At 65.1% G+C, this 19,160-nt stretch carries 17 protein-coding genes; 9 read left to right on the top strand and 8 right to left on the bottom strand.

Annotated features, from left to right (window positions below):
- Positions 1-103: 103 nt before the first annotated feature.
- Positions 104-724: a glutathione S-transferase family protein gene (locus ML401_RS08780; RefSeq protein WP_194408204.1), complete on the top strand. Its 621-nt coding sequence runs from the start codon at positions 104-106 to the stop codon at positions 722-724.
- 114 nt (positions 725-838) lie between these two features.
- Here ML401_RS08780 and ML401_RS08785 read toward each other — a convergent pair whose 3' ends face one another.
- Positions 839-1,753 carry a LysR family transcriptional regulator gene (locus ML401_RS08785; protein WP_285811442.1) on the bottom strand — a complete coding sequence of 305 codons (915 nt, stop codon included), beginning with the start codon at positions 1,751-1,753 and terminating at the stop codon, positions 839-841.
- Between the two features lie 91 nt (positions 1,754-1,844).
- On the opposite strand from ML401_RS08785, the gene ML401_RS08790 reads away from it, so the two are divergent.
- The 5 genes from ML401_RS08790 to ML401_RS08810 all read left to right on the top strand — a co-directional run bounded on the left by ML401_RS08790 (position 1,845) and on the right by ML401_RS08810 (position 8,025).
- Positions 1,845-2,288: a nuclear transport factor 2 family protein gene (locus ML401_RS08790; protein WP_285811443.1), complete on the top strand. Its 444-nt coding sequence runs from the start codon at positions 1,845-1,847 to the stop codon at positions 2,286-2,288.
- Positions 2,289-2,371: 83 nt separating this feature from the next.
- On the top strand, positions 2,372-2,506 hold the full coding sequence (locus tag ML401_RS08795) for a DUF1127 domain-containing protein (protein ID WP_285812646.1): 135 nt from the start codon (positions 2,372-2,374) through the stop codon (positions 2,504-2,506).
- 127 nt (positions 2,507-2,633) lie between these two features.
- Complete coding sequence (locus ML401_RS08800; protein WP_259204641.1) at positions 2,634-3,215, top strand: biliverdin-producing heme oxygenase; 582 nt, start codon at positions 2,634-2,636, stop codon at positions 3,213-3,215.
- On the top strand, positions 3,212-5,758 hold the full coding sequence (locus ML401_RS08805; protein WP_211419445.1) for an HWE histidine kinase domain-containing protein: 2,547 nt from the start codon (positions 3,212-3,214) through the stop codon (positions 5,756-5,758). Before ML401_RS08800 ends, ML401_RS08805 begins: the two co-directional genes overlap by 4 nt.
- A 257-nt stretch (positions 5,759-6,015) precedes the next feature.
- On the top strand, positions 6,016-8,025 hold the full coding sequence (locus ML401_RS08810; protein ID WP_285811446.1) for a methyl-accepting chemotaxis protein: 2,010 nt from the start codon (positions 6,016-6,018) through the stop codon (positions 8,023-8,025).
- 58 nt (positions 8,026-8,083) lie between these two features.
- On the opposite strand, the gene ML401_RS08815 is transcribed toward ML401_RS08810, so the two are convergent.
- From ML401_RS08815 to ML401_RS08825, 3 genes are all read right to left on the bottom strand, one after another.
- Positions 8,084-8,770, bottom strand: a complete 687-nt coding sequence (locus ML401_RS08815) for a glutathione S-transferase family protein (protein ID WP_211419443.1) — start codon at positions 8,768-8,770, stop codon at positions 8,084-8,086.
- A gap of 125 nt (positions 8,771-8,895) precedes the next feature.
- Positions 8,896-9,222 carry a hypothetical protein gene (locus tag ML401_RS08820; protein WP_285811448.1) on the bottom strand — a complete coding sequence of 109 codons (327 nt, stop codon included), beginning with the start codon at positions 9,220-9,222 and terminating at the stop codon, positions 8,896-8,898.
- A gap of 188 nt (positions 9,223-9,410) precedes the next feature.
- Positions 9,411-10,541 (bottom strand): site-specific DNA-methyltransferase, encoded by a 1,131-nt coding sequence (locus tag ML401_RS08825; protein WP_283818887.1) that lies wholly within the window; start codon positions 10,539-10,541, stop codon positions 9,411-9,413.
- A 439-nt stretch (positions 10,542-10,980) separates the two neighbouring features.
- Here ML401_RS08825 and ML401_RS08830 point away from each other — a divergent pair, with 439 nt between their 5' ends.
- Complete coding sequence (locus tag ML401_RS08830; RefSeq protein ID WP_194406621.1) at positions 10,981-11,919, top strand: neutral zinc metallopeptidase; 939 nt, start codon at positions 10,981-10,983, stop codon at positions 11,917-11,919.
- Positions 11,920-12,080: 161 nt separating this feature from the next.
- Positions 12,081-12,644, top strand: coding sequence for a molybdenum cofactor biosynthesis protein B (gene moaB, locus ML401_RS08835; RefSeq protein ID WP_285811451.1), 564 nt, complete (start codon positions 12,081-12,083; stop codon positions 12,642-12,644).
- A gap of 49 nt (positions 12,645-12,693) precedes the next feature.
- On the opposite strand, the gene ML401_RS08840 is transcribed toward moaB, so the two are convergent.
- Both ML401_RS08840 and ML401_RS08845 read right to left on the bottom strand, forming a co-directional pair.
- Complete coding sequence (locus ML401_RS08840; protein WP_259204645.1) at positions 12,694-13,623, bottom strand: helix-turn-helix domain-containing GNAT family N-acetyltransferase; 930 nt, start codon at positions 13,621-13,623, stop codon at positions 12,694-12,696.
- A gap of 62 nt (positions 13,624-13,685) precedes the next feature.
- Positions 13,686-14,261, bottom strand: coding sequence for a glycosyl transferase (locus ML401_RS08845; protein ID WP_285811454.1), 576 nt, complete (start codon positions 14,259-14,261; stop codon positions 13,686-13,688).
- A gap of 319 nt (positions 14,262-14,580) precedes the next feature.
- Between ML401_RS08845 and ML401_RS08850 the strand changes: the two genes are divergently transcribed.
- The gene (locus tag ML401_RS08850) at positions 14,581-15,420 is read left to right on the top strand and encodes an RMD1 family protein (protein ID WP_285811456.1); all 840 of its coding nucleotides are present in this window, start codon (positions 14,581-14,583) and stop codon (positions 15,418-15,420) included.
- 74 nt (positions 15,421-15,494) lie between these two features.
- Here ML401_RS08850 and ML401_RS08855 read toward each other — a convergent pair whose 3' ends face one another.
- Both ML401_RS08855 and ML401_RS08860 read right to left on the bottom strand, forming a co-directional pair.
- A complete protein-coding gene (locus ML401_RS08855) occupies positions 15,495-16,673 on the bottom strand; it encodes an acetate/propionate family kinase (protein ID WP_285811457.1) in 1,179 nt (392 codons plus the stop codon).
- Positions 16,674-16,675: 2 nt separating this feature from the next.
- Positions 16,676-19,090, bottom strand: coding sequence for a phosphoketolase (locus ML401_RS08860; RefSeq protein WP_285811458.1), 2,415 nt, complete (start codon positions 19,088-19,090; stop codon positions 16,676-16,678).
- Positions 19,091-19,160 lie beyond the last annotated feature (70 nt).

A 19,160-nucleotide genomic window follows, 5' to 3' on the forward strand; every position in this document is an offset into this window, starting at 1 on the left:
CGCGTCTTCGCATGGCAGGGCGGCGGTGGGCAACTGCGAAGAGGTCGCCTATGGACGGCGCGGCGGGGGGCCGTTAACCTCGGGTTTTCCCATGAGGTCCGACATGCTCAAGCTCTACTACGCCACCGGCACCTGCGCGCTCGCCACCTACATCACGCTGGAAGAGGCCGGCGCCGACTACACGGCCGAGCGGCTGAGCTTCAAGGACAACCAGCAGAACAGCCCGGATTACCTCAAGATCAACCCGAAGGGCCGCGTCCCGGCGCTGGTGACCGATCGCGGCGTCCTCACCGAGACGCCGGCGATGCTGGCTTACCTCGCGCAGACCTTCCCCAAGGCGAAGCTCGCGCCGCTCGACGATCCCTTCGACTTCGCCCAGGTGCAGTCGTTCAACTCCTATCTGTGCTCGACCGTGCACATCAATCACGCCCACAAGATGCGCGGTGCGCGCTGGGCGACGCAGGAGAGCTCGTTCGCCGACATGAAGGCGAAGGTGCCGCAGACCATGGCCGCCTGCTTTGCGCTGATGGAGCAGAAGATGTTCAAGGGGCCGTGGGTGATGGGCGAGCAGTACACGATCTGCGATCCCTATCTCTACACGCTCTCGACCTGGCTCGAAGGCGACAGCGTCGACATCAAAGCCACGCCGAAGATCGCCGATCACTTCAAGCGCATGTCGGACCGACCGGCGGTGGCGAAGGTGATGGCGGCGCAGAAGGCGTGACAGCTCTTGTAGGGTGGGTTAGCTGAGCAGATGGGCAAAGCGCATTTGCTCGGCGTAACCCACCATGCTCAGCGATCTCGACGAGGTTGGTGGATTACGCTTCGCTAATCCGCCCTACGAAGATTTCGTCTCCAGCTCCCGGCCCGTTTCCAGCATCAGCCGCCGCAACCAGATCGAGCCGGGGTCCATCTGGGCGCGGGTCGGATGAAACATGAACTGCTCGTCGATCCCGGGGTCGAGCGGCGGCGTCACCGTGACGAGGCCGAGCTGTTTCGACAGCGCGGCGATCAGCCGGCGCGGCACGAAGGCGACGAGATCGGTCCGGGCGGCGACGTGCAATGCTTCGAGATAGCCTGATACGACCAGCGAAATATGCCGCTCGATGCCCTTGGCTTGCAGCCAGGTGTCGATCAGATCCTCGTTGCTGCCGCGGATGATCACGCCGACATGGCGCGCGGCCAGGAAGGTCTCGTGCCGCTTCAGCTTCGCGGCCCAGGGGTGGCCGCGCCGCACCGCGAGGGCATCGCTGTCGGTGTAGAGCAGCTGGCGGTGAAAGCCTTTGAAGGCATTGCCGATCGAGATCACGATGTCGATGGTTTGGGCGAACTCGGCGTGGAAGATCGCAGGTCCCCGCCACGGCACGACGTCGATGCGAACATTGGGCGCGGCCCGCGTCACCTTCTCCATCAGCGGCGGCATCAGCAGCTCGACTGCGAGATCTGGCATCATCAGGCGGAATTGTCGTTCGCTGCGCGCGGCATCGAAATCGTCGGGCACGAACAACCCGCGCACCTGGTCGAGCGCCTGGGCAAGCGGCGCGCGCAGGGCCTGCGCCCGCGGCGTCAGCTCCATCCGCGCCCCGGTGCGCACCAGCAGCGGATCGCCGAAGATGTCGCGTAGGCGCTGCAGCGCGTGGCTCGTCGCCGGTTGCGACAGCCCGATCCGCATGGCGGCACGGCTGACGCTGGCCTCGCGCAGAAGCGCGTCGAGGGCGGTCAGCAGATTGAGGTCGAGCGAAGTCAAATTCATCAAACGAATAGATATCATATTCTCTATCGATTTGAAGAATTGTCTTCGCGCGGCGATGATCTCCGTGTTCTCACCAAACGGAGATGCCGCCATGAGCGCTGCCGCCAACAAGAAACTGATGCAGGATATTTTCGCCGCCGCCGCCAATCCAGATCCGGCCGCGCGCGATCGCGCCCTGTTCGCCGCAAGCCTTGCCGAGGACGCCAAATGGGTCGTCACCGGCCAATATTCCTGGTCGCGCACCTTTTCGGGCAAGGAGGCGATCCTTGGCGATCTGCACGGCTATGTGCGCAGCCGCCTGCGTGATCGCACGCGCACGGTCGCGCACCGCTTCATCGCCGACGGCGACGTAGTCGTCGTGGAGGCCAAGGGCGACAACGTCACGCCTGAGGGCGTGCACTACGACAACGACTATTGCCTGGTGTTTCGTCTCGACGACGGCAAGATCAAGGAAATCCGCGAGTACTGCGACTCGATCCTGACGGAGCGGGCGCTCGGTCCTTTTCCGCAGGCGCCGGTGAGAGCCGCGACCTGAGGCGCGTGCGCGTCACGTCCGCCGGCCGGTGTCATCGGGCCGAGCCGGCGAGGGTCATGCGGGCCTGGCAGGCGCTCGTCGAGATGCTCCAAAACAAGCGCGAACGGTCCCGGGTCCGAAATCAACTCGCTGCAATGACCGAGCGGGAGCTTCTGGACTGCGGAATGACCAGGGCGGAGATCACCTACGAGCTGCACAAGCGCCGCCCCCGGCAATAGAGGTCCGGGGGCATGGTCCGTCACCCGCGCAGATTTTCCAGCGCCGGTGGAACCCTTTGGGTTCCGCCGGCGTTTTCTTCGCTTCCGGGGCAATTGCGCCGCGGCATCGCGCGCGTTTGGGAAGTTCATGCTGGCTGGGGTTTCGGACGTTTCGACACAGGTAGACCGCAGCTTTCCCGGACTCCGTGAACGATTGAGAGACGCGACCGCGGCGGCGCACCGGGAGCTCGATGCGCAATTGTCGTCGTTCGATCTCACCGTCCTGACCGGCTATCGCCGCTTTCTCCAGGCCAGCGCCGGCGCGCTGCTTCCGCTCGAAGCCGCGCTCGTTGCGGCTGGCGTCACCGACATATTTCCCGACTGGCCGGAGCGGGCGCGCAGCGCGGCGATCGCGGCCGATCTCGGACGGCTCGGCAGCGCCGCGCCATCTCCCGTGTCGGTGCTGCCGCTGACGCCCGGTGGCTTGCTCGGGACCATGTACGTGCTGGAGGGCTCCCGGCTCGGGGCCAAGTTCCTGCTGAAAGAGGTCGCGGAGGCCGCCGATCCGCGCATCAGCGCGGCCACCCTCTATCTCCGTCACGGCACAGGCAAGCGGCTCTGGCAGAGCTTCCTGGCGAAGCTCGAAAGCGAGGCCTGCGACGAGGTCGAGGTGATCGCGGCGGCGCGCATGGCCTTCGCGGCGTTCGAGCAGGCGGCGGATCGCACATGAACGAGGCCGTCAATCTCACAAATTGCGATCGCGAGCCGATCCACATTCCCGGCAGCGTGCAGCCGTTTGGCTTCATGCTCGTCGTCCTCTCGGATTTCACGATCTGCATGGCCTCGGACAATGTCGGCGGCTTTCTCGGAAGCGACCTTGCCGATCTCCTCCAGCGGCCGTTGGCGACCATCATCTCCGAAGCGGCCGTCGAGACCATCCGCAGCCGCGTCGATCATCTGAGCGGGCCGGATGCGACCGAGCGCCTGTTCGGTATCGAGCTCCAGGCCGGCAAGCCACAATACGATCTCTCGATCCATTTCTCCGGCGTCTACCTCATCATCGAAGCGGAGCCGAGCGTCCACGAGCCGGGTGTCAACTCCGGCGAACTCGTCCGCCTGATGCTCGACCGAATCCGCAAGACGCGCGGCATGACCGATCTTGCGCGCGAGGCGGCGCGCCAGCTCAAGGCGCTGGCCGGCTTCGACCGGGTGATGGTCTATCAGTTTCACCCGGACGGATCGGGCGAGGTGATTGCCGAGACCGCCGAGGCGGGACTCGAATCCTTCCTCGGCCTGCGTTATCCCGCCTCCGACATCCCGAGGCAGGCCCGAGCGCTCTATCAGCGCAACTGGCTGCGTATCATCGCCGACGTCAATGCCGTGCCGGCAGCCTTGGTGTCCACGGCCACGCACAATGCCGGGCTGCTCGACCTGTCGATGAGCGTGCTGCGCTCGGTCTCGCCGATTCACATTGAATATTTGCGCAACATGGGTGTCGCCGCCTCGATGTCCGTGTCGATCCTGCGCGACGGCAAGCTGTGGGGACTGTTTGCCTGCCATCATTATTCGCCGCGTTACATCTCATTCGACAAGCGTACGGCCTCCGAGCTGTTCGGGCAGATGTTCTCCTGGATCGTCGAGGGGCGCGAGCGTGAGGGCGACGTCGCCTATGAAGCCCGTGCCCACCAGGTGCAGGAGCGGTTGATCGAGATCGCGGCTGCGCATGAGCACAGCCGCCGCGCCATCGTCGACTTCCTCGGCGACTATCGCAAGATGATCGAATGCGACGGCGTCGCGGTGTGGTCGGACAACAAGATCGCGCTTCAAGGAGACACGCCGACCGAGGAGGAAGTGAAGGACCTCGTCGCCTTCATCAATCGGACCTCGCCGGGGCGGATCCTGGCGAGCGCCGAGATCGCCAAGGTTTATGCCGCCGGCCAGTCCTTCCGCGACCGCGCGGCGGGTTTTCTCGCCATTCCGATCTCGCGAACCCCGCGCGATTGCCTGATCTTCTTCCGCCGCGAGGTCGTGCGGTCCGTGAACTGGGCCGGCGCTCCCGACAAGGTCTATGATGAAGGTCCGAACGGGCCGCGGCTGACGCCGCGCAAGAGCTTCGAGCTGTGGCAGGAGACGGTGGCGGGCCAGTCGAAGCCGTGGTCGGCGGCCGACATCCGCATCGCCGAGAGCCTGCGCGTCACGCTGCTGGAAGTGATCCTGCAATTGTCCGACCTCGCCGCGCGCGAGCGCCGCGGCGCGCAGGAGCGGCAGGAGCTGATGATCGCGGAGCTCAACCACCGCGTCCGCAACATCCTGAGCCTGGTCCGCGCCCTGGTGGCGCAGAGCAAGGACACCGCGACGAGCGTCGAGGAGTTCGCCAGCGTTCTCGGCGGCCGCATCCAGGCCCTGGCGCGCGCCCACGACCAGATCACCAATCTGAACTGGGCGCCGGTGGCGCTGCGAACCCTCGTCGAATCCGAGGCCGGCGCCTATCTCGGGGCGCGCGCAGGCCGGGTGAAGATGGGCGGGCCCGATGTCGCGCTGGATCCCAAGGCGTTCGCCACGCTGGCGCTCGTCGTCCACGAGATGATGACGAATTCCGCCAAATACGGCGCGCTCGCCGATTCCACCGGCAGCGTCGAGGTGGTCTGGCGTCTCGATCCTTCGTCGAGCCTGGTGATCGAATGGAAGGAAAGCGGCGGCCCGCCGGTGCAGCCGCCGTCGCGGCGCGGCTTCGGCACCACGATCATCGAGCGCTCGGTGCCGTTCGATCTCAAGGGCGACGCCGAGATCCGCTTCGATCTTCTGGGTGTGCAGGCGACGTTCGTCATCCCCGCAAATTTCGTAGAAATCGTGCCATCAATAGCAGGAGCCGCCATGCGCATCGAGGAGCAACAGTCCAGCCGTCCCCGGCTGTCCGAGACCGCGCTGATCGTCGAGGACAATCTGATCATCGCCATGGCGGCGGAGGTCATCCTGCTCGATCTCGGCGCACGCCACGTCGACACCGCCGCGAGCGTCGATCAGGCGCTGCGTTCGATTGAACGCACGCGGCCGAGTTTTGCCCTGCTCGATCTCAACCTCGGCAGCGAGAGCAGCATCAAGGTGGCGCAGAAGCTGAAAGAGATCGGCGTGCCCTTCATCTTCGCAACCGGCTATGGCGAGCGCGCGCCGCTTCCGGCCGAGCTTGCATCGGTGCCGGTCATCCAGAAGCCGTACACGCTGGAAGTGGTCGACCACGCCCTCGGCAAACTGCAGCAAGCCAGCGTCCTCTGAGGGTTCGCGTGCTACGCTATGCATGCCGCTGCGGATTCTTGTATGACTTCGCATAGCTGCCGATAAAATCAGCAAGTCGATGTGCGACGAGGCGCGCACGCGCGAAGAATTTGAAGGTTCAATTAACGAGTGTCCTCCATTGTGTCGCGGTGCAGCGTGGGTCGCAAGGACGCGACGCGCGGCTGCCAGGTGGCCGGCGACGCTTGCCGGACTCGTTCGGCTGCCCGAAGTGAAATGCATCTTGGTGGACAGTGGGAATGCCGAAGTTTCGTTTGCGGATCAGGGGACGCCTGTACGCAGGCTTCATGGCCCTTGTGGCGGTCGGTCTCGTGATGGCGGTGGTCGCCGTCTGGAATTTGTGGGCGGTCCAGGATCAGGTCGCAAGACAGTCCGCGCTCTCGGACAGCACGGCGCGGGTGCTGGAGATCTCGACCCATCTTCAGGCCATCCAGCGCGCCAATCTGCGCTACATCTACGATGCCAACGAACCCGCGATGAAGGAGGCGCAAGAGCGCGAGACCGCGGCGACCGAGCTGTTGCGGGTCGGCGCCAAGGGGACGGCCTCCGAGGAGCGGCGGGCGCTCTATAACGGCCTGATCGACGACATCGGCAAAATGCGACGCCTGCGTGACAATCTCGGCGACGCCGTCAACGAGGCGAGAACCGGCAAGGCGACGTTGCTGCCGAGCGGCGAGGATCTCGCCACCAAGACCGGCAAGCTGGTCGATGTGGCGCGTGCGGCCGTGGACGAAGACACCGCGGCCCTCGTCGCCGACCTCGAATCCAGGATCCTCCTGGTCCGAATCGCAAACTGGCGTTTCCTGGCTTTGCGCGATGTGCAGGGGCCGGCGAGCTTCCGGGCCAGCGTCGACAGGGCGGCACAACGGCTCGCGGCGCTCGAGAAGAGCCCGCAGGCGACGGAACTGCGCTCGACACTGGCGCCGGTGAAGACCGCGCTCGGCCTCTACAAATCGGCGTTCGAGACGACATCCGCCGCGATGCTTCAGGCCGACGAGATCTATCACAAGAACCTCGCGCCCCTCATCGTCGACAGCATCGGCAGGCTCAAGGCCGCGGAAACGACCTTGAAGAAGGACTATCAGGACTCGCGCAGCCAGGCAGAAGCCGTGATCGCCAGCACGACGACCATTCAGGAGATCGCAGGCGGCCTTGCCATCCTGTTCGGCGCCATCGTCGCCTTCCTGATCGCCCGCAGCATCGTCGGTCCTCTGACCTCGATGACGAGCGCGATGGGGCGGCTTGCCGGCGGCAATCTCGAGGTCGAGATTCCCGGCCGCGGCAAGACCGACGAGATCGGCGACATGGCCAAGGCGATCCAGGTGTTCAAGGACAACATGATCGACACCGAGCGCATGCGCGCCGAGCAGGCCGAGCTCGAGGCAGGGCAGGCCGAAAGCCGCAAGAAGGACATGGCCAGGCTCGCCAACCAGTTCGAGCAGGCCGTGGGCGAGATCGTCAACACCGTGTCGACGGCCTCGAGCGAGCTCGAAGCCTCTGCCGGCACCTTGACCACGACTGCTTCCCGGGCCCAGGACCTGTCGACGGAGGTCGCCTCCGCGTCCCAGGAAGCGACCGCGAATGTCCAGGCAGTTGCCACCGCGACCGAGGAGCTGTCGTCCTCGGTCGGGGAGATCGCCCGCCAGGTGCAGGAGTCCGCACGCATTGCGGGCGAAGCCGTCGCCCAGGCGAGCCGGACCAACGATCGCGTCGGCGAGCTCTCCAAGGCCGCGGCCCGGATCGGCGACGTGGTCGAGCTGATCAGCACCATCGCGGGTCAGACCAACCTCCTGGCGCTGAACGCCACCATTGAGGCCGCTCGTGCGGGCGATGCCGGCCGCGGCTTTGCCGTTGTCGCCACCGAGGTGAAGGCGCTGGCCGAGCAGACCGCGAAGGCCACCGGCGAGATCGGCCAGCAGATTGCAAGTATCCAGACGGCGACCGAGCAATCGGTCGGCGCCATCAGGGAGATCAGTGGCACTATCGAGCGGTTGTCGGAGATCTCCTCTGCGGTCGCCGCCGCGGTGGAGCAGCAGGGCGCGGCCACGCAGGAAATCTCGCGTAACGTGCTGCAGGCCGCTCACGGCACCCAGCGGGTCTCGACGAACATTGGCGACGTGCAGCGCGGGGCGTCCGAAACCGGTTCAGCCTCGTCGCAGGTGCTCTCGGCGGCGCGCTTGCTGTCGGCGGACAGCAACCGGCTGAAGCAGGAAGTCGCCAAGTTCCTCAGCTCGGTCCACGCTGCCTGAGGCTTGAAAGCAAAAGGGCCACGCGCATGCGCGTGGCCCGACCGGCGTCGTCGTGCGATCAGGCGACCTTGGTCGTCATGTGCTTGAACATGTTGGCGCGCGCCTCGTCGTCCATCTCGGCCTTGAAGGTGAACTTGTCCTTCAACGCGATCGCACGGCCAGCTGCGGGGCGCGCCGAGATCTCGTCCACCAGCCGCTTCACGTTCGGGTAGCGCGCAACGGCGTCGTCGCCGAGCTTGAACGGCAGCATCCGCGCCCAGCCCCACAGCGCCATGTCGACGATCGAATAGTCGTCGCCGACCATGTAGCGGCGGCCTTCGAGGTGACCGTCGAGAATCTTGTAGTGGCGATCGGTTTCGTACTGGTAGCGGTTATGGGCGTAGTCGTGGTTCAGGTCCTTCGGCGCAAAATGCTTGAAGTGCACCGCCTGGCCCGAATAGGGGCCGACGCCGGTGGCGATGAACATCAGCCAGGACAGCGTCTCGCCGCGCACGCTGGCGGCGGGCAGGAACTTGCCGGTCTTCTCGGCGAGATAGAGCAGGATGGCGTTCGAGTCGAAAACGATGGTGCCATTGTCGTCGATCGCCGGCACCTTGGCGTTCGGATTGATCTTCAGATAGTCCGGCGTGAACTGCTCGCCCTTGCGGGTGTCGATCTTCACCGGCTCGTAGGGCAGCCCGGACTCTTCGAGATAAAGCGCGACCTTGGTCGGGTTCGGCGATCCGTTGAAATAGAATTTGAGCATCGGTCTCCCCAGGGTTTGTTGCCAGGCGCGAATGCAGCGTCATTGCCGCGCCGCCTCTCTTGCCTGAACAGCGTCGAAGAGGGCAACCGGCGAGTTTGCCGGGCGGTATCTGCGCGGTACGCAGATCAGCCGGCGTAACAAAGGCCGATCGCCGCCGTAAGGACCATCGCCACGCCGACCGCCTCCAGGCGCAGTCCGAGCCGGGTGGCCAGATGCATGTCGGAGGCCTGGGCCTTGCGCTCCGATCCGCGGGCGTAGCCGTGGACGATGACGTCGTGATTGAAATTGTCGTGCGCCTCGTTGCTGCTGGCGAGCCCGACGGAGATCACGAGCACGCCGAACAATGCGAGGCCGGCGAAGCCGAGCAGGGCGATCAGGAACATCGGAAACATGCCGATCAGGAAGATCGGCAGCAGCGGCACCAACAGCAATGTCTCGGACTGTCGTCGCATGGGTGCGGTCCGGCCAGGACGGAGGCTGATCGGGGAGTCTAGTCCTGGCGGCGGCGGCATTCAACCATTGACGCCGTCATTCCGGGGCGCGCGAAGCGCAAGCCCGGAAGCCATTAGGCGCCATGGACGTGGCTGGATCGATTCCGGCTTCTCGCTTCGCCAGCCCCGGAATAACGGCGAAGGGGAGCCTACTCCGCCGCCATGCCGGCGCGGATTTCGGCGCGCAGCTCGTCGATCAGCTTGAGACCCTTCTTGGTCTCGACGTGCCAGAAGGTCCAGCCGTTGCAGGCCTGGGCGCCTTGCGCCACCGCGCCGATGCGGTGGATCGAGCCGACCTTGTCGCCGAACATGATGGCGCCGTCGGCGCGGACCAATGCGCCGAGCTTCTTCTTGGCGTCGAACAGCTTCGTGCCGGGCATGATCATGCCGCGCTCGATCAGCTCGGAGAACGCGACCCGCGGCGCTTCGCGCGCGGTCATGAACGGGGCGAGGCTGGCTTCCGGCAGCGGCTCGACCCTGGCGATGCGCTGCTCCGCGGCCTTGGCGTAGGTCTTGTCGCGCTCGAAGCCGATATAGGAGCGGCCGAGGCGTTTTGCGACCGCGCCGGTGGTGCCGGTGCCGTTGAACGGATCGATCACGAGATCGCCGGGCTTCGACGACGACAGCAGCACGCGCGCCAGCAGGCCTTCCGGTTTCTGCGTGGGATGCACTTTCTTGCCGTCGGCGCCCTTGAGGCGCTCCTCGCCGGTGCAGAGCGGGATCAGCCAGTCGGACCGTGCCTGCACGTCCTCGTTGGCGGCCTTCAGCGCCTCGTAATTGAACGTGTAGCCCTTGGCCTTTTCGTCTCGCGCGGCCCAGATCATGGTCTCATGCGCATTGGTGAAGCGGCGGCCGCGGAAATTCGGCATCGGGTTCGACTTGCGCCAGACGATGTCGTTCAGGAGCCAGAAGCCGAGGTCCTGCATGATCGCGCCGACGCGGAAGATGTTGTGATAGGAGCCGATCACCCAGATCGTCGCCGACGGCTTCATCGCTCGGCGCGCGGCAAGCAGCCAGGCGCGGGTGAAATCGTCATAGGCGGAGAACGAATCGAACTTGTCCCAGTCGTCGTCGACGGCGTCGACGTGGGATTCGTCGGGGCGCTTGAGATCGCCCTTGAGCTGGAGATTGTAGGGCGGATCGGCGAACACGAGATCGACCGAACCAGCCTGAAGCTTCGACATCTCGGCGACGCAATCGCCGAGGATGATGCGATGCGACGGAGACTCAAAATTTGTGCGGGGCGCCCTTGCAGACGCCCCGCGACGCGACTCTACCATGACTCAAGAACTCTGACTCAGGCGACGCTGTCGGCGACGCGGGACCAAACAACCGACTGACCGTTACATTGAAGCGGCAAAGTAAAAATCGACTTAATCCGCCGCTTTGGTGAGCAAGTCGCTTATCCCGTTCTGCGTGCATGTCATCGTGCGCATTCGCCGTGTTTTACAGAGGATTTCGCGATTGCCTGGGCCGCGGACGCCATCATGGCTGCAAAAAGACCGCAAATTTCTCTCGGAAAAAATTGCTCGACCCTCGGAAAATATTGCTGGCGTCGGCAGGTTGCCGCACTAGGCAATTTTTGCCGACCACGATATTGATAAAGGCAACGGAAATTTTACGTGTGTGGCGCGTTGAGCTTTCGCACCTGTGCGCTCATTGAGCCGACGACACCGAAGCAGGGCCCCGCGAATCGGGACACCGGAGGGAAAGGCCGCCATGCGTTACGATGACTTCCGCCGCAGCGACGACATCGAGGATCGTCGCGACGAAGGTGGTGGCTTTGGCGGCGGCGGAGGCGGCGGGTTCGGCCTGCCCATGGGCGGCGGCGGGCTCGGCATCGGCACCATCATCATCCTCGGTCTGGTCGGCTACGCCTTCGGCATCGATCCGCGCATCCTGATCGGCGGCGCCGAGATTCTCACCGGTGGCGGCCAGGCACCGAGCTACCAGACGGATCGCCAATCCTCGTCAGGCAAGCGCGGCGCGCCGACAGACGAGATGGGCAGCATGATCTCGGGCATCCTCGGCGAGATCGACGATCGCTGGAGCGAGATCTTCCAGGCCTCGGGCCAGTCCTATACCGGCCCGAAGGTCGTGCTGTTCCGCAATGTCACCAATGGCGGCCGCTGTGGCCGGGCGGAGTCGGCGATGGGGCCGTTCTATTGCCCGCCGGATCGCACCATCTTCCTCGACACTTCCTTCTTCCGGGAGGTCGAGACGCGCTTCCGCGGCTGCTCCGGCAAGTCCGCGTGCAATTTCACCACCGCCTACATCATCGCGCACGAAGCCGGCCATCACATCCAGAACCTGCTCGGCATCATCCCGCGCGTGACGCGGCTGCAGCAGCAGGCGGGCTCGAAGGCGGAGGCCAACGCGCTCCAGGTCAAGGTCGAGCTGCAGGCCGACTGCCTGTCCGGCGTCTGGGTCAATCGCGAGGCGAAGAAGCGTCCGAACTTCCTGGAGGCCGGCGACATCGACGCCGCGCTGACCACCGCGAGCGCGATCGGCGACGATACGCTGCAGCGTCAGGCCACGGGCCGCGTCGTGCCGGACTCTTTCACCCACGGCTCGGCCGCTCAGCGCAAGCAATGGTTCATGACCGGCTACCAGCAGGGCACGGTCCAGGCCTGCAACACGTTCGGCGGCGGGGGGTAGTAAACAAGACTGCGTGCTCCGGACGCAGCGCAGCTGTTCTTCAGCGGTGCGCTGCAGAGCCGGGGCCCACAATGCCGGTCTCCCAAGTCTCCAGATGGGTCCCGGCTCTGCGGCGCGGCGCTGATGTGCCGCACCTTGTCCGGGACATGAGAGACGCATCAATGGCCTCCATCGACGAATCCAAGCAGTTCATCCCGCTCAACATCGCGGTCCTCACCGTGTCGGACACGCGCGCGCTCAGCGACGACAAGTCCGGCCAGACGCTGGCCGACCGTCTGACCGCTGCCGGCCATCGTCTTGCCGCGCGCGAGATCGTCACCGACGACGTCGAGGCGATCCGTGACGTCGTTCGGCGCTGGATCGCGGATGCCAGCGTCGACGTCGTCATCACCACCGGCGGCACCGGCTTCACCGGGCGCGACGTCACGCCGGAGGCGATCGAGCCGCTGTTCGAAAAGCGCATGGACGGTTTCTCGATCGCCTTCCACATGCTGAGCCACGCCAAGATCGGGACGTCGACGATCCAGAGTCGCGCCACCGCGGGCGTCGCGGGCGCGACCTACATCTTCTGCCTGCCCGGCTCCCCCGGCGCCTGCCGCGACGGCTGGGACGGCATCCTAGCGGCCCAGCTCGACTACCGGACGCGGCCCTGTAATTTCGTCGAGATCATGCCGCGGTTGGACGAACATCTGCGAAGGCCGAAGGCGCAGGGCGCGACGGCGTAGGTGCGGATGGCTGACCGGTATCTCCCACGCCGACGGCCTTGCGACAGTGCTAGAGATCCATCTCCCAGGTCTCGCCGACCAGATCGGCACCGAAGCTGTGGTGCTTCTCTTCCTTCACGAGCTTGAAGCCGGCGGTCTTATAGATGCCGCGCGCGGCGACCAAAATGCTCTGGGTCCACAGCGTCATCCTGCTGTAGCCCCGCTCGCGTGCGCCCTGGATGCACTGCTCGACCAGCGCGCGGCCGACGCCGAGCCCTCGCGCCTTCTTCTCCACCTGCAGCAGGCGTAGCTTGGCGATCTCGTCCGTGGCCTTGACCAGAAAGATCGAGCCGACCGGTTCGCCATCGACCTCCGCGATCCAGCAGTGCTCGCGCGCGGCGTCGTAATTCCTGATGAACTGCGCGCAGATCTCGGCGACCAGTGCCTCGTAGCTGATGTCCCAATTGTAGTCCGCGGCATAGGCAGCACCCTGCCTGGAGATCACCCAGCCCATGTCACCGACGCGATGGCTGCGCAGCATGAAAGCCGCGGGCTTTGTTCGGCGTTGCTCCAGCACGGACTCGATGGTCGCCATCGCCTGCGTGAGCCGCGATGCATCGCCGGCCGAAAGCTGAGCCAGCATTGCGGCGACCTCATTTTGCGAGCTCAGGTTCAGCTTGGCGAACGTCTGGCGGCCTTTGGCGGTGAGGCTGAGCTGGTATTGCCTGCGATCCGCGGGCAGGGGCCTGCGCGTGATCAGCCCCTTGTCATCGAAGTTCTGGACGATGCGGCTGAGATAGCCGGGGTCGAGACCCAGCTCGTTTCCGATCTCTTTTGCCGCGAGGTCGTCGCGATGCGCGAGCTCATACAGCACCCGGGCTTCGCTGAGCGAAAACGGGGTCTTGCCAAGATGCTGGTCGAGCACACCGAGCTTGCGGGTATAGAAGCGGTTGAAGGCGCGGACCGCGGCAACGTGGTCGTCGGTACTGTCGATGGACATGGATCACCTCAATACTTGCCATTGTCAAATAATTATTTGACTTTGGCAAGTATCTGCCGGCTTCAGCCGACCATGACGATCCGGCTGCGCAGCATGGTGCGGGACGAACGGCCGAGGCGCCGGAGCAGCTGCGCTTCGGAACGGCGGGCCTGCGGCGGGTAGCCGCCGACCCGGTCGTAATGGTCACGGGCAATCAAAAGCCCTTGATCGCCGAACGGGCCAACCAGCCCCCGTGCCACGGCCGTGAGGATGTCGCGCCATCCGGTATCTGCATAAGGCGAGCGTGCATAGCGGAACACCGCAGCACGATCCCGTCCGCTGGTCGCGACGGCCTGGATGAACTGGGTGGTCTCCTCGATCCAGCCGGTTTCCAGCACGGCCCCTGCGGGCAGGAACATCAACCAGGGCGAACGAGCCTGCAGCGCGCCGGCGGCGAGCGCGGCCCCCGGCGAGGTCCCCTCGAAGCCGACGAAACGGCAGCCTGCAACGTCGGCCACGCGCTCGATGACGCCGTTACGGGTGCCGTCGACCAGAAGCACTTCCCGGACGATGCCGGCGGCGGCTCCGGGCACCAGCGCGGCCAGACTTGCCACCGCCGTCTGCTCGACGCCTTCGGTCGGGATGATGACGCTCAGCATGATTGAGACTTCACTGTCCGCACTTCGGGAGAAGCGTAGTTCATTGTGAGGCTGTCATAAACCGGTAGCATTGCCGAGTGCAACTTTCTGGCGGCGCTTCGGCGTGGATGGTAAACCGCAGCCGGTTATCGGAGCCAAATGTGTCACGGCGACGCCGGCAATATTGTCGAATGTTTCGGCACGAGCTCATTCCAGCGGCATTCACCGTAATTTTACGGCGACGCTGCGCAACGCGGGACAACAACGTCGAAGGCGATGCGCCTTGCGAGAAAGACCCGAGCAGGAAAATGTGTGACGTTGGTGCCGGCGGAGGCCGCATATGAACGCCGATCAACTTCCCGTTGGCACGGCGCCAACATCGCCGAAGCAGGAGGCTGCGCCGAGCTTGCGGATCCGGGCACTGATGCTGGGCGACCGCATCAATGCGTCCGGCCTGGAGATCGGGACGCTGGTCTCGTCCACCCCGGCGGCCTTCCGCGTCCATGCCGGTCTTGCCGTGATCTTCCGCTACGGCGTCGTGGTGCTGATCGGTCTGCTCGCTTCGGAAGAGAAGGTTCTCATCGACAATTTGAAGTCACGCGTGACCGGAGAGCTCAGCCCCTACGAGGAGGAGATCGCGCAGGCGCAGCTCTGCAACGATGAGGCCGCCGAGGCGATCCAGCCGGGCGGACCGATCTGCCTTGCCAAATTCTCCGACGACCGGCTGCTGCTGGTCGCGGATGCGCTCGCCAAGAGCACGTCGCTGGCGCGCGACGAGCGCCGCGTCGCGGCGGTCTTCGACGTGATCGAACCTTTTGCGCGCGAGCTCGCGGAACACGGCCGCACGCCGAGCCGGCGCAGGGCCATTCTGCAACTGATCGGCAACGCATTGCTGGTGCAGCAGCGCGTCGCCGGCCGCGTCGCGATCGCCGAGAAGCCCGACGTGCTCTGGGAGAAGCCCGAGCTCGACCGGCTCTACTCCCGTCTCGAGGACGAGTACGAACTCAAGGAGCGTCTCGACACGCTCGAGCGCAAGCTCACCGCGGTGTCGGAGACCGCCAACGCCCTGACCGACATCATCGACACCCAGCGCTCGCTCCGCCTCGAGATCGCGGTCGTGGTGCTGATCGTGATCGAGGTCGCGATCGGGTGTTTTCAGATATGGTCGGGCACACATTAGTGCAGCGAGAGGGCTGCGCGTGACTGTGCCGACTCCCCTTGTGGGAGAGGGCAGCTAGGGCCGCCGATGGCAATTCACCCCACGAGCACCATCTTGCAGTGCCGTGCGATCGTCAGCTCTTCATTCGTTGGAACGACGAACATTTCGACGTCACTCTCGCCCGCGCTGATCCGCTCGCGCGTCGCGTCATTCGCTGCAGCATCGACGTGCACGCCGAGCCAGCCGATGCGCTCGCAGATCGCGCTGCGAATTTCCCTGGCATGCTCGCCGATGCCGCCGGTGAAGACCAGGCAGTCCAAGCCGCCGAGTGTGGTGGCCATCATCGCGACCTGCTGCGCCGCCCGGAAGACGAACAAATCGACAGCTTCACGCGCGGCGGCCTCGCCGCTCGCCAGCAACGTTCGCATGTCCGCCGAGATGCCGGAGACGCCGAGCAGGCCGGACTCGTGATAGAGCAGGTGCTGGATCTCCTCCGCCGACATCTTCTCGTGCTGTTGCAGATAGAGCAGCACGCCGGGATCGATGGTGCCGCAGCGGGTGCCCATCACGAGGCCGTCGAGCGGCGTCAGTCCCATCGTGGTGTCGATGCTGCGGCCGTGGCGCAACGCGCACAGGCTGGCGCCGTTGCCGAGATGCGCGATGACGGTGCGTTTGGCGATGAGCTCCGGAGCAATCTCGCCAAGGCGTCCCGCGACATATTCGAATGAGAGGCCGTGAAAGCCGTAGCGCCGGACGCCGCGCTGCTCATAGCGCCGTGGAATCGCAAAGCGGCGCGCGGTCGACGCGAGGCCGTGGTGGAAGGCGGTGTCGAAGCAGGCGATCTGCGTCAGCGCAGGCCGGATCGCCGCGAGCGCGCGAACGGGCGTAAGGCACCGCGGCTGGTGCAGCGGTGCCAGCGGCGTCAACGCGTCCAGCTTCGCGGTGACGTCGTCGGTCAGTACGACCGGGCCTGAATAGTCCGACCCGCCATGGACGATCCGGTGACCGACGGCGCGCAGGTTGTGGTTGTCGAACCTCTCCTCGATGACGGCGAGCACGTCGGCGAACAGATCGCCGCCGTCGGCATCCGGCGCCTCTCTCCGTGTCGCGAACAGGTCCTCGCCCGCCGGACTCTTCACGACGAGGCGAGGTTTTGCCTCGTGCTCGTCGAACAGGCCCTTGCAGAGCAGGGCGGGCTCAGCCGCCGCGATGTCGAACAGGCCGAACTTGATGCTCGACGATCCCGAATTGAGGACGAGGACCGTGTCCGACATGGCTAGTCGCCGGCCTCAGTCGGCGTGTTGCCGCCGGAGCTGTTGGGCCAGACCCAGCCCTGGATCTCCGGCATGTCCTCGCCGTGCTCCCGCACATAGCGAGAATGTTCGATCAGCTTGTCGCGGAATTGCTGCTTGGCCTGCGCGGCCTTGGCCGCCAGTCCGGGCACGCGTTCGATCGCCTCGATCGCGAGGTGGTAGCGGTCGAGCTCGTTGAGCACGACCATGTCGAACGGCGTGGTCGTAGTGCCTTCCTCGGCAAAGCCGCGCACATGCATGCCGGCATGGTTGGTGCGGTTGTAGGTCAGCCGATGGATCAGATAGGGATAGCCGTGATAGGCGAAGATGACAGGCTTGTTCGTCGTGAACAGGCTGTCGAAGTCGCGGTCGGACAGGCCGTGCGGATGCTGCTCCTTCGGCTGCAGCGTCATGAGGTCGACGACGTTGACGACGCGGATCTTCAGGTCCGGCAACGCCTTGCGTAAGAGATCGACGGCGGCGAGAGTCTCCAGCGTCGGCACGTCGCCGGCGCAGGCCATCACCACGTCGGGCTCACCCGTTGGCTCTTCCGTCCCCGCCCAGGTCCAGATGCCGATGCCGGCGTCGCAATGCGTGGCGGCGTCCTGCATCGAGAGCCATTGCGGCGCCGGCTGCTTGCCGGCGACGATGACGTTGATGCGGTTGTAGGTGCGCAGGCAGTGGTCGGCGATCCACAGCAGCGTGTTGGCATCGGGCGGGAAGTAGATGCGGACGATATCGGCCTTCTTGTTGGCGACGAGATCGACGAAGCCGGGGTCCTGATGGCTGAAGCCGTTATGGTCCTGGCGCCAGACATGCGAGGTCAGGAGATAATTGAGCGAGGCGATCGGGCGCCGCCATGGCAACTCGCGCGTGACCTTCAGCCACTTGGCATGCTGGTTGAACATGGAATCGACGATGTGGATGAAGGCCTCGTAGCAGGAGAAGAAGCCGTGCCGGCCCGTGAGCAGATAGCCTTCGAGCCAGCCCTGGCAGAGATGCTCGCTCAGCACCTCCATGACGCGGCCGTCCTGCGCCAGATGAACGTCGTAAGGTTCGATCGGCTCCATCCAGACCCGTTCGGTCGCCTCGAACACCGCATCGAGACGATTTGACGCGGTCTCGTCCGGACCCACGATGCGGAAGTTGCGCTCCTTCGCGTTGAGGCGGATGACATCGCGCAGGAATTTGCCGAGCTCGCGCGTCGCTTCGGCCACGACGCCGCCGGGCTGCGGCACCTCGATTGCAAAACGGTGGAAGTCCGGCAGCTTCAGCTCTTTCTTCAGAAGGCCGCCATTGGCATGCGGGTTGGCGCCCATGCGCCTGTTGCCGTCGGGCGCGAGCGCCTGAAGCTCGGGAACGAGGGCGCCGCTCGCGTCGAACAGTTTTTCGGGCTCATAGCTGCGCATCCAGTCTTCGAGCACTTTAAGGTGCGCCGGATTTTCGCGGCAGCCGGCCACGGGCACCTGATGGGCGCGCCAAAAGCCCTCGACCTTCTTGCCGTCGACCTCTTTCGGCCCGGTCCAGCCCTTCGGGCTGCGCAGCACGATCATCGGCCAGCGCGGCCGCTCGACGCTGCCGCGGCCGTCGCGTGCGTGCTGCTGGATCGAACGGATGCTGGCGAGCGCGACGTCGAGCGCGTCCGCCATGGCCTGGTGCATCAATTTGGGATCGTCGCCTTCGACGAACAGCGGCTCGTGTCCGAACCCGCGGAAGAGATCGCGGATTTCAGCATCCGGCATCCGCCCCAGCACGGTCGGATTGGCGATCTTGTAGCCGTTGAGATGCAGGATCGGCAGCACCGCGCCGTCATGGGCAGGATTTATGAACTTGTTGGAGTGCCATGACGCCGCGAGCGGGCCGGTCTCCGCCTCGCCATCGCCGACCACGCAGGCGACGACCAAATCGGGATTGTCCAGCGCCGCGCCATAGGCGTGCACCAATGCGTAGCCGAGCTCGCCGCCTTCGTGGATCGAGCCCGGCGTTTCGGGCGCTGCATGGCTCGGGATGCCGCCGGGGAACGAGAACTGCCTGAACAGCTTGCGCAATCCGTCCGCATCGCGCGCGATCTCGGGATAGATCTCGCTGTAGCTGCCTTCCAGATAGGTGTTGGCGACCATGCCGGGCCCGCCATGGCCGGGGCCACAGACATAGATCACGTTGAGATCGAGCGCGCGGATTACGCGGTTGAGATGGGCATAGATGAAGTTCAGGCCGGGCGTCGTGCCCCAATGGCCGAGCAGGCGCGGCTTGATGTGCTCGGCCCGCAACGGCTCGCGCAGCAGGGGATTGTCGAGCAGGTAGATTTGCCCGACGGAGAGGTAGTTTGCGGCGCGCCAGTAGCGATCGAGGAGATCGAGGTCATTGCTCGCCGTGGCCGATTGTTGTTGACTTGTCATGTTCTTGCCGATTGTTGCCGAGCTGAGCCTCGCGATCGTCACCAACATTGTTCCGGCGCGATCGATCCCT

It is taken from the genome of Bradyrhizobium sp. 62B, from assembly GCF_030272265.2.
Taxonomy (GTDB): domain Bacteria; phylum Pseudomonadota; class Alphaproteobacteria; order Rhizobiales; family Xanthobacteraceae; genus Bradyrhizobium.

What these genes read in the sequence shown, in the direction of transcription:
- ML401_RS08780 (WP_194408204.1), top strand. Translation starts at nt 104, where the DNA reads ATGCTCAAGCTCTACTACGCCACCGGCACCTGCGCGCTCGCCACCTAC.
- ML401_RS08785 (WP_285811442.1), bottom strand. Translation starts at nt 1,753, where the DNA reads ATGAATTTGACTTCGCTCGACCTCAATCTGCTGACCGCCCTCGACGCG.
- ML401_RS08790 (WP_285811443.1), top strand. Translation starts at nt 1,845, where the DNA reads ATGAGCGCTGCCGCCAACAAGAAACTGATGCAGGATATTTTCGCCGCC.
- ML401_RS08795 (WP_285812646.1), top strand. Translation starts at nt 2,372, where the DNA reads ATGCTCCAAAACAAGCGCGAACGGTCCCGGGTCCGAAATCAACTCGCT.
- ML401_RS08800 (WP_259204641.1), top strand. Translation starts at nt 2,634, where the DNA reads ATGCTGGCTGGGGTTTCGGACGTTTCGACACAGGTAGACCGCAGCTTT.
- ML401_RS08805 (WP_211419445.1), top strand. Translation starts at nt 3,212, where the DNA reads ATGAACGAGGCCGTCAATCTCACAAATTGCGATCGCGAGCCGATCCAC.
- ML401_RS08810 (WP_285811446.1), top strand. Translation starts at nt 6,016, where the DNA reads ATGCCGAAGTTTCGTTTGCGGATCAGGGGACGCCTGTACGCAGGCTTC.
- ML401_RS08815 (WP_211419443.1), bottom strand. Translation starts at nt 8,770, where the DNA reads ATGCTCAAATTCTATTTCAACGGATCGCCGAACCCGACCAAGGTCGCG.
- ML401_RS08820 (WP_285811448.1), bottom strand. Translation starts at nt 9,222, where the DNA reads ATGCGACGACAGTCCGAGACATTGCTGTTGGTGCCGCTGCTGCCGATC.
- ML401_RS08825 (WP_283818887.1), bottom strand. Translation starts at nt 10,541, where the DNA reads ATGGTAGAGTCGCGTCGCGGGGCGTCTGCAAGGGCGCCCCGCACAAAT.
- ML401_RS08830 (WP_194406621.1), top strand. Translation starts at nt 10,981, where the DNA reads ATGCGTTACGATGACTTCCGCCGCAGCGACGACATCGAGGATCGTCGC.
- moaB (WP_285811451.1), top strand. Translation starts at nt 12,081, where the DNA reads ATGGCCTCCATCGACGAATCCAAGCAGTTCATCCCGCTCAACATCGCG.
- ML401_RS08840 (WP_259204645.1), bottom strand. Translation starts at nt 13,623, where the DNA reads ATGTCCATCGACAGTACCGACGACCACGTTGCCGCGGTCCGCGCCTTC.
- ML401_RS08845 (WP_285811454.1), bottom strand. Translation starts at nt 14,261, where the DNA reads ATGCTGAGCGTCATCATCCCGACCGAAGGCGTCGAGCAGACGGCGGTG.
- ML401_RS08850 (WP_285811456.1), top strand. Translation starts at nt 14,581, where the DNA reads ATGAACGCCGATCAACTTCCCGTTGGCACGGCGCCAACATCGCCGAAG.
- ML401_RS08855 (WP_285811457.1), bottom strand. Translation starts at nt 16,673, where the DNA reads ATGTCGGACACGGTCCTCGTCCTCAATTCGGGATCGTCGAGCATCAAG.
- ML401_RS08860 (WP_285811458.1), bottom strand. Translation starts at nt 19,090, where the DNA reads ATGACAAGTCAACAACAATCGGCCACGGCGAGCAATGACCTCGATCTC.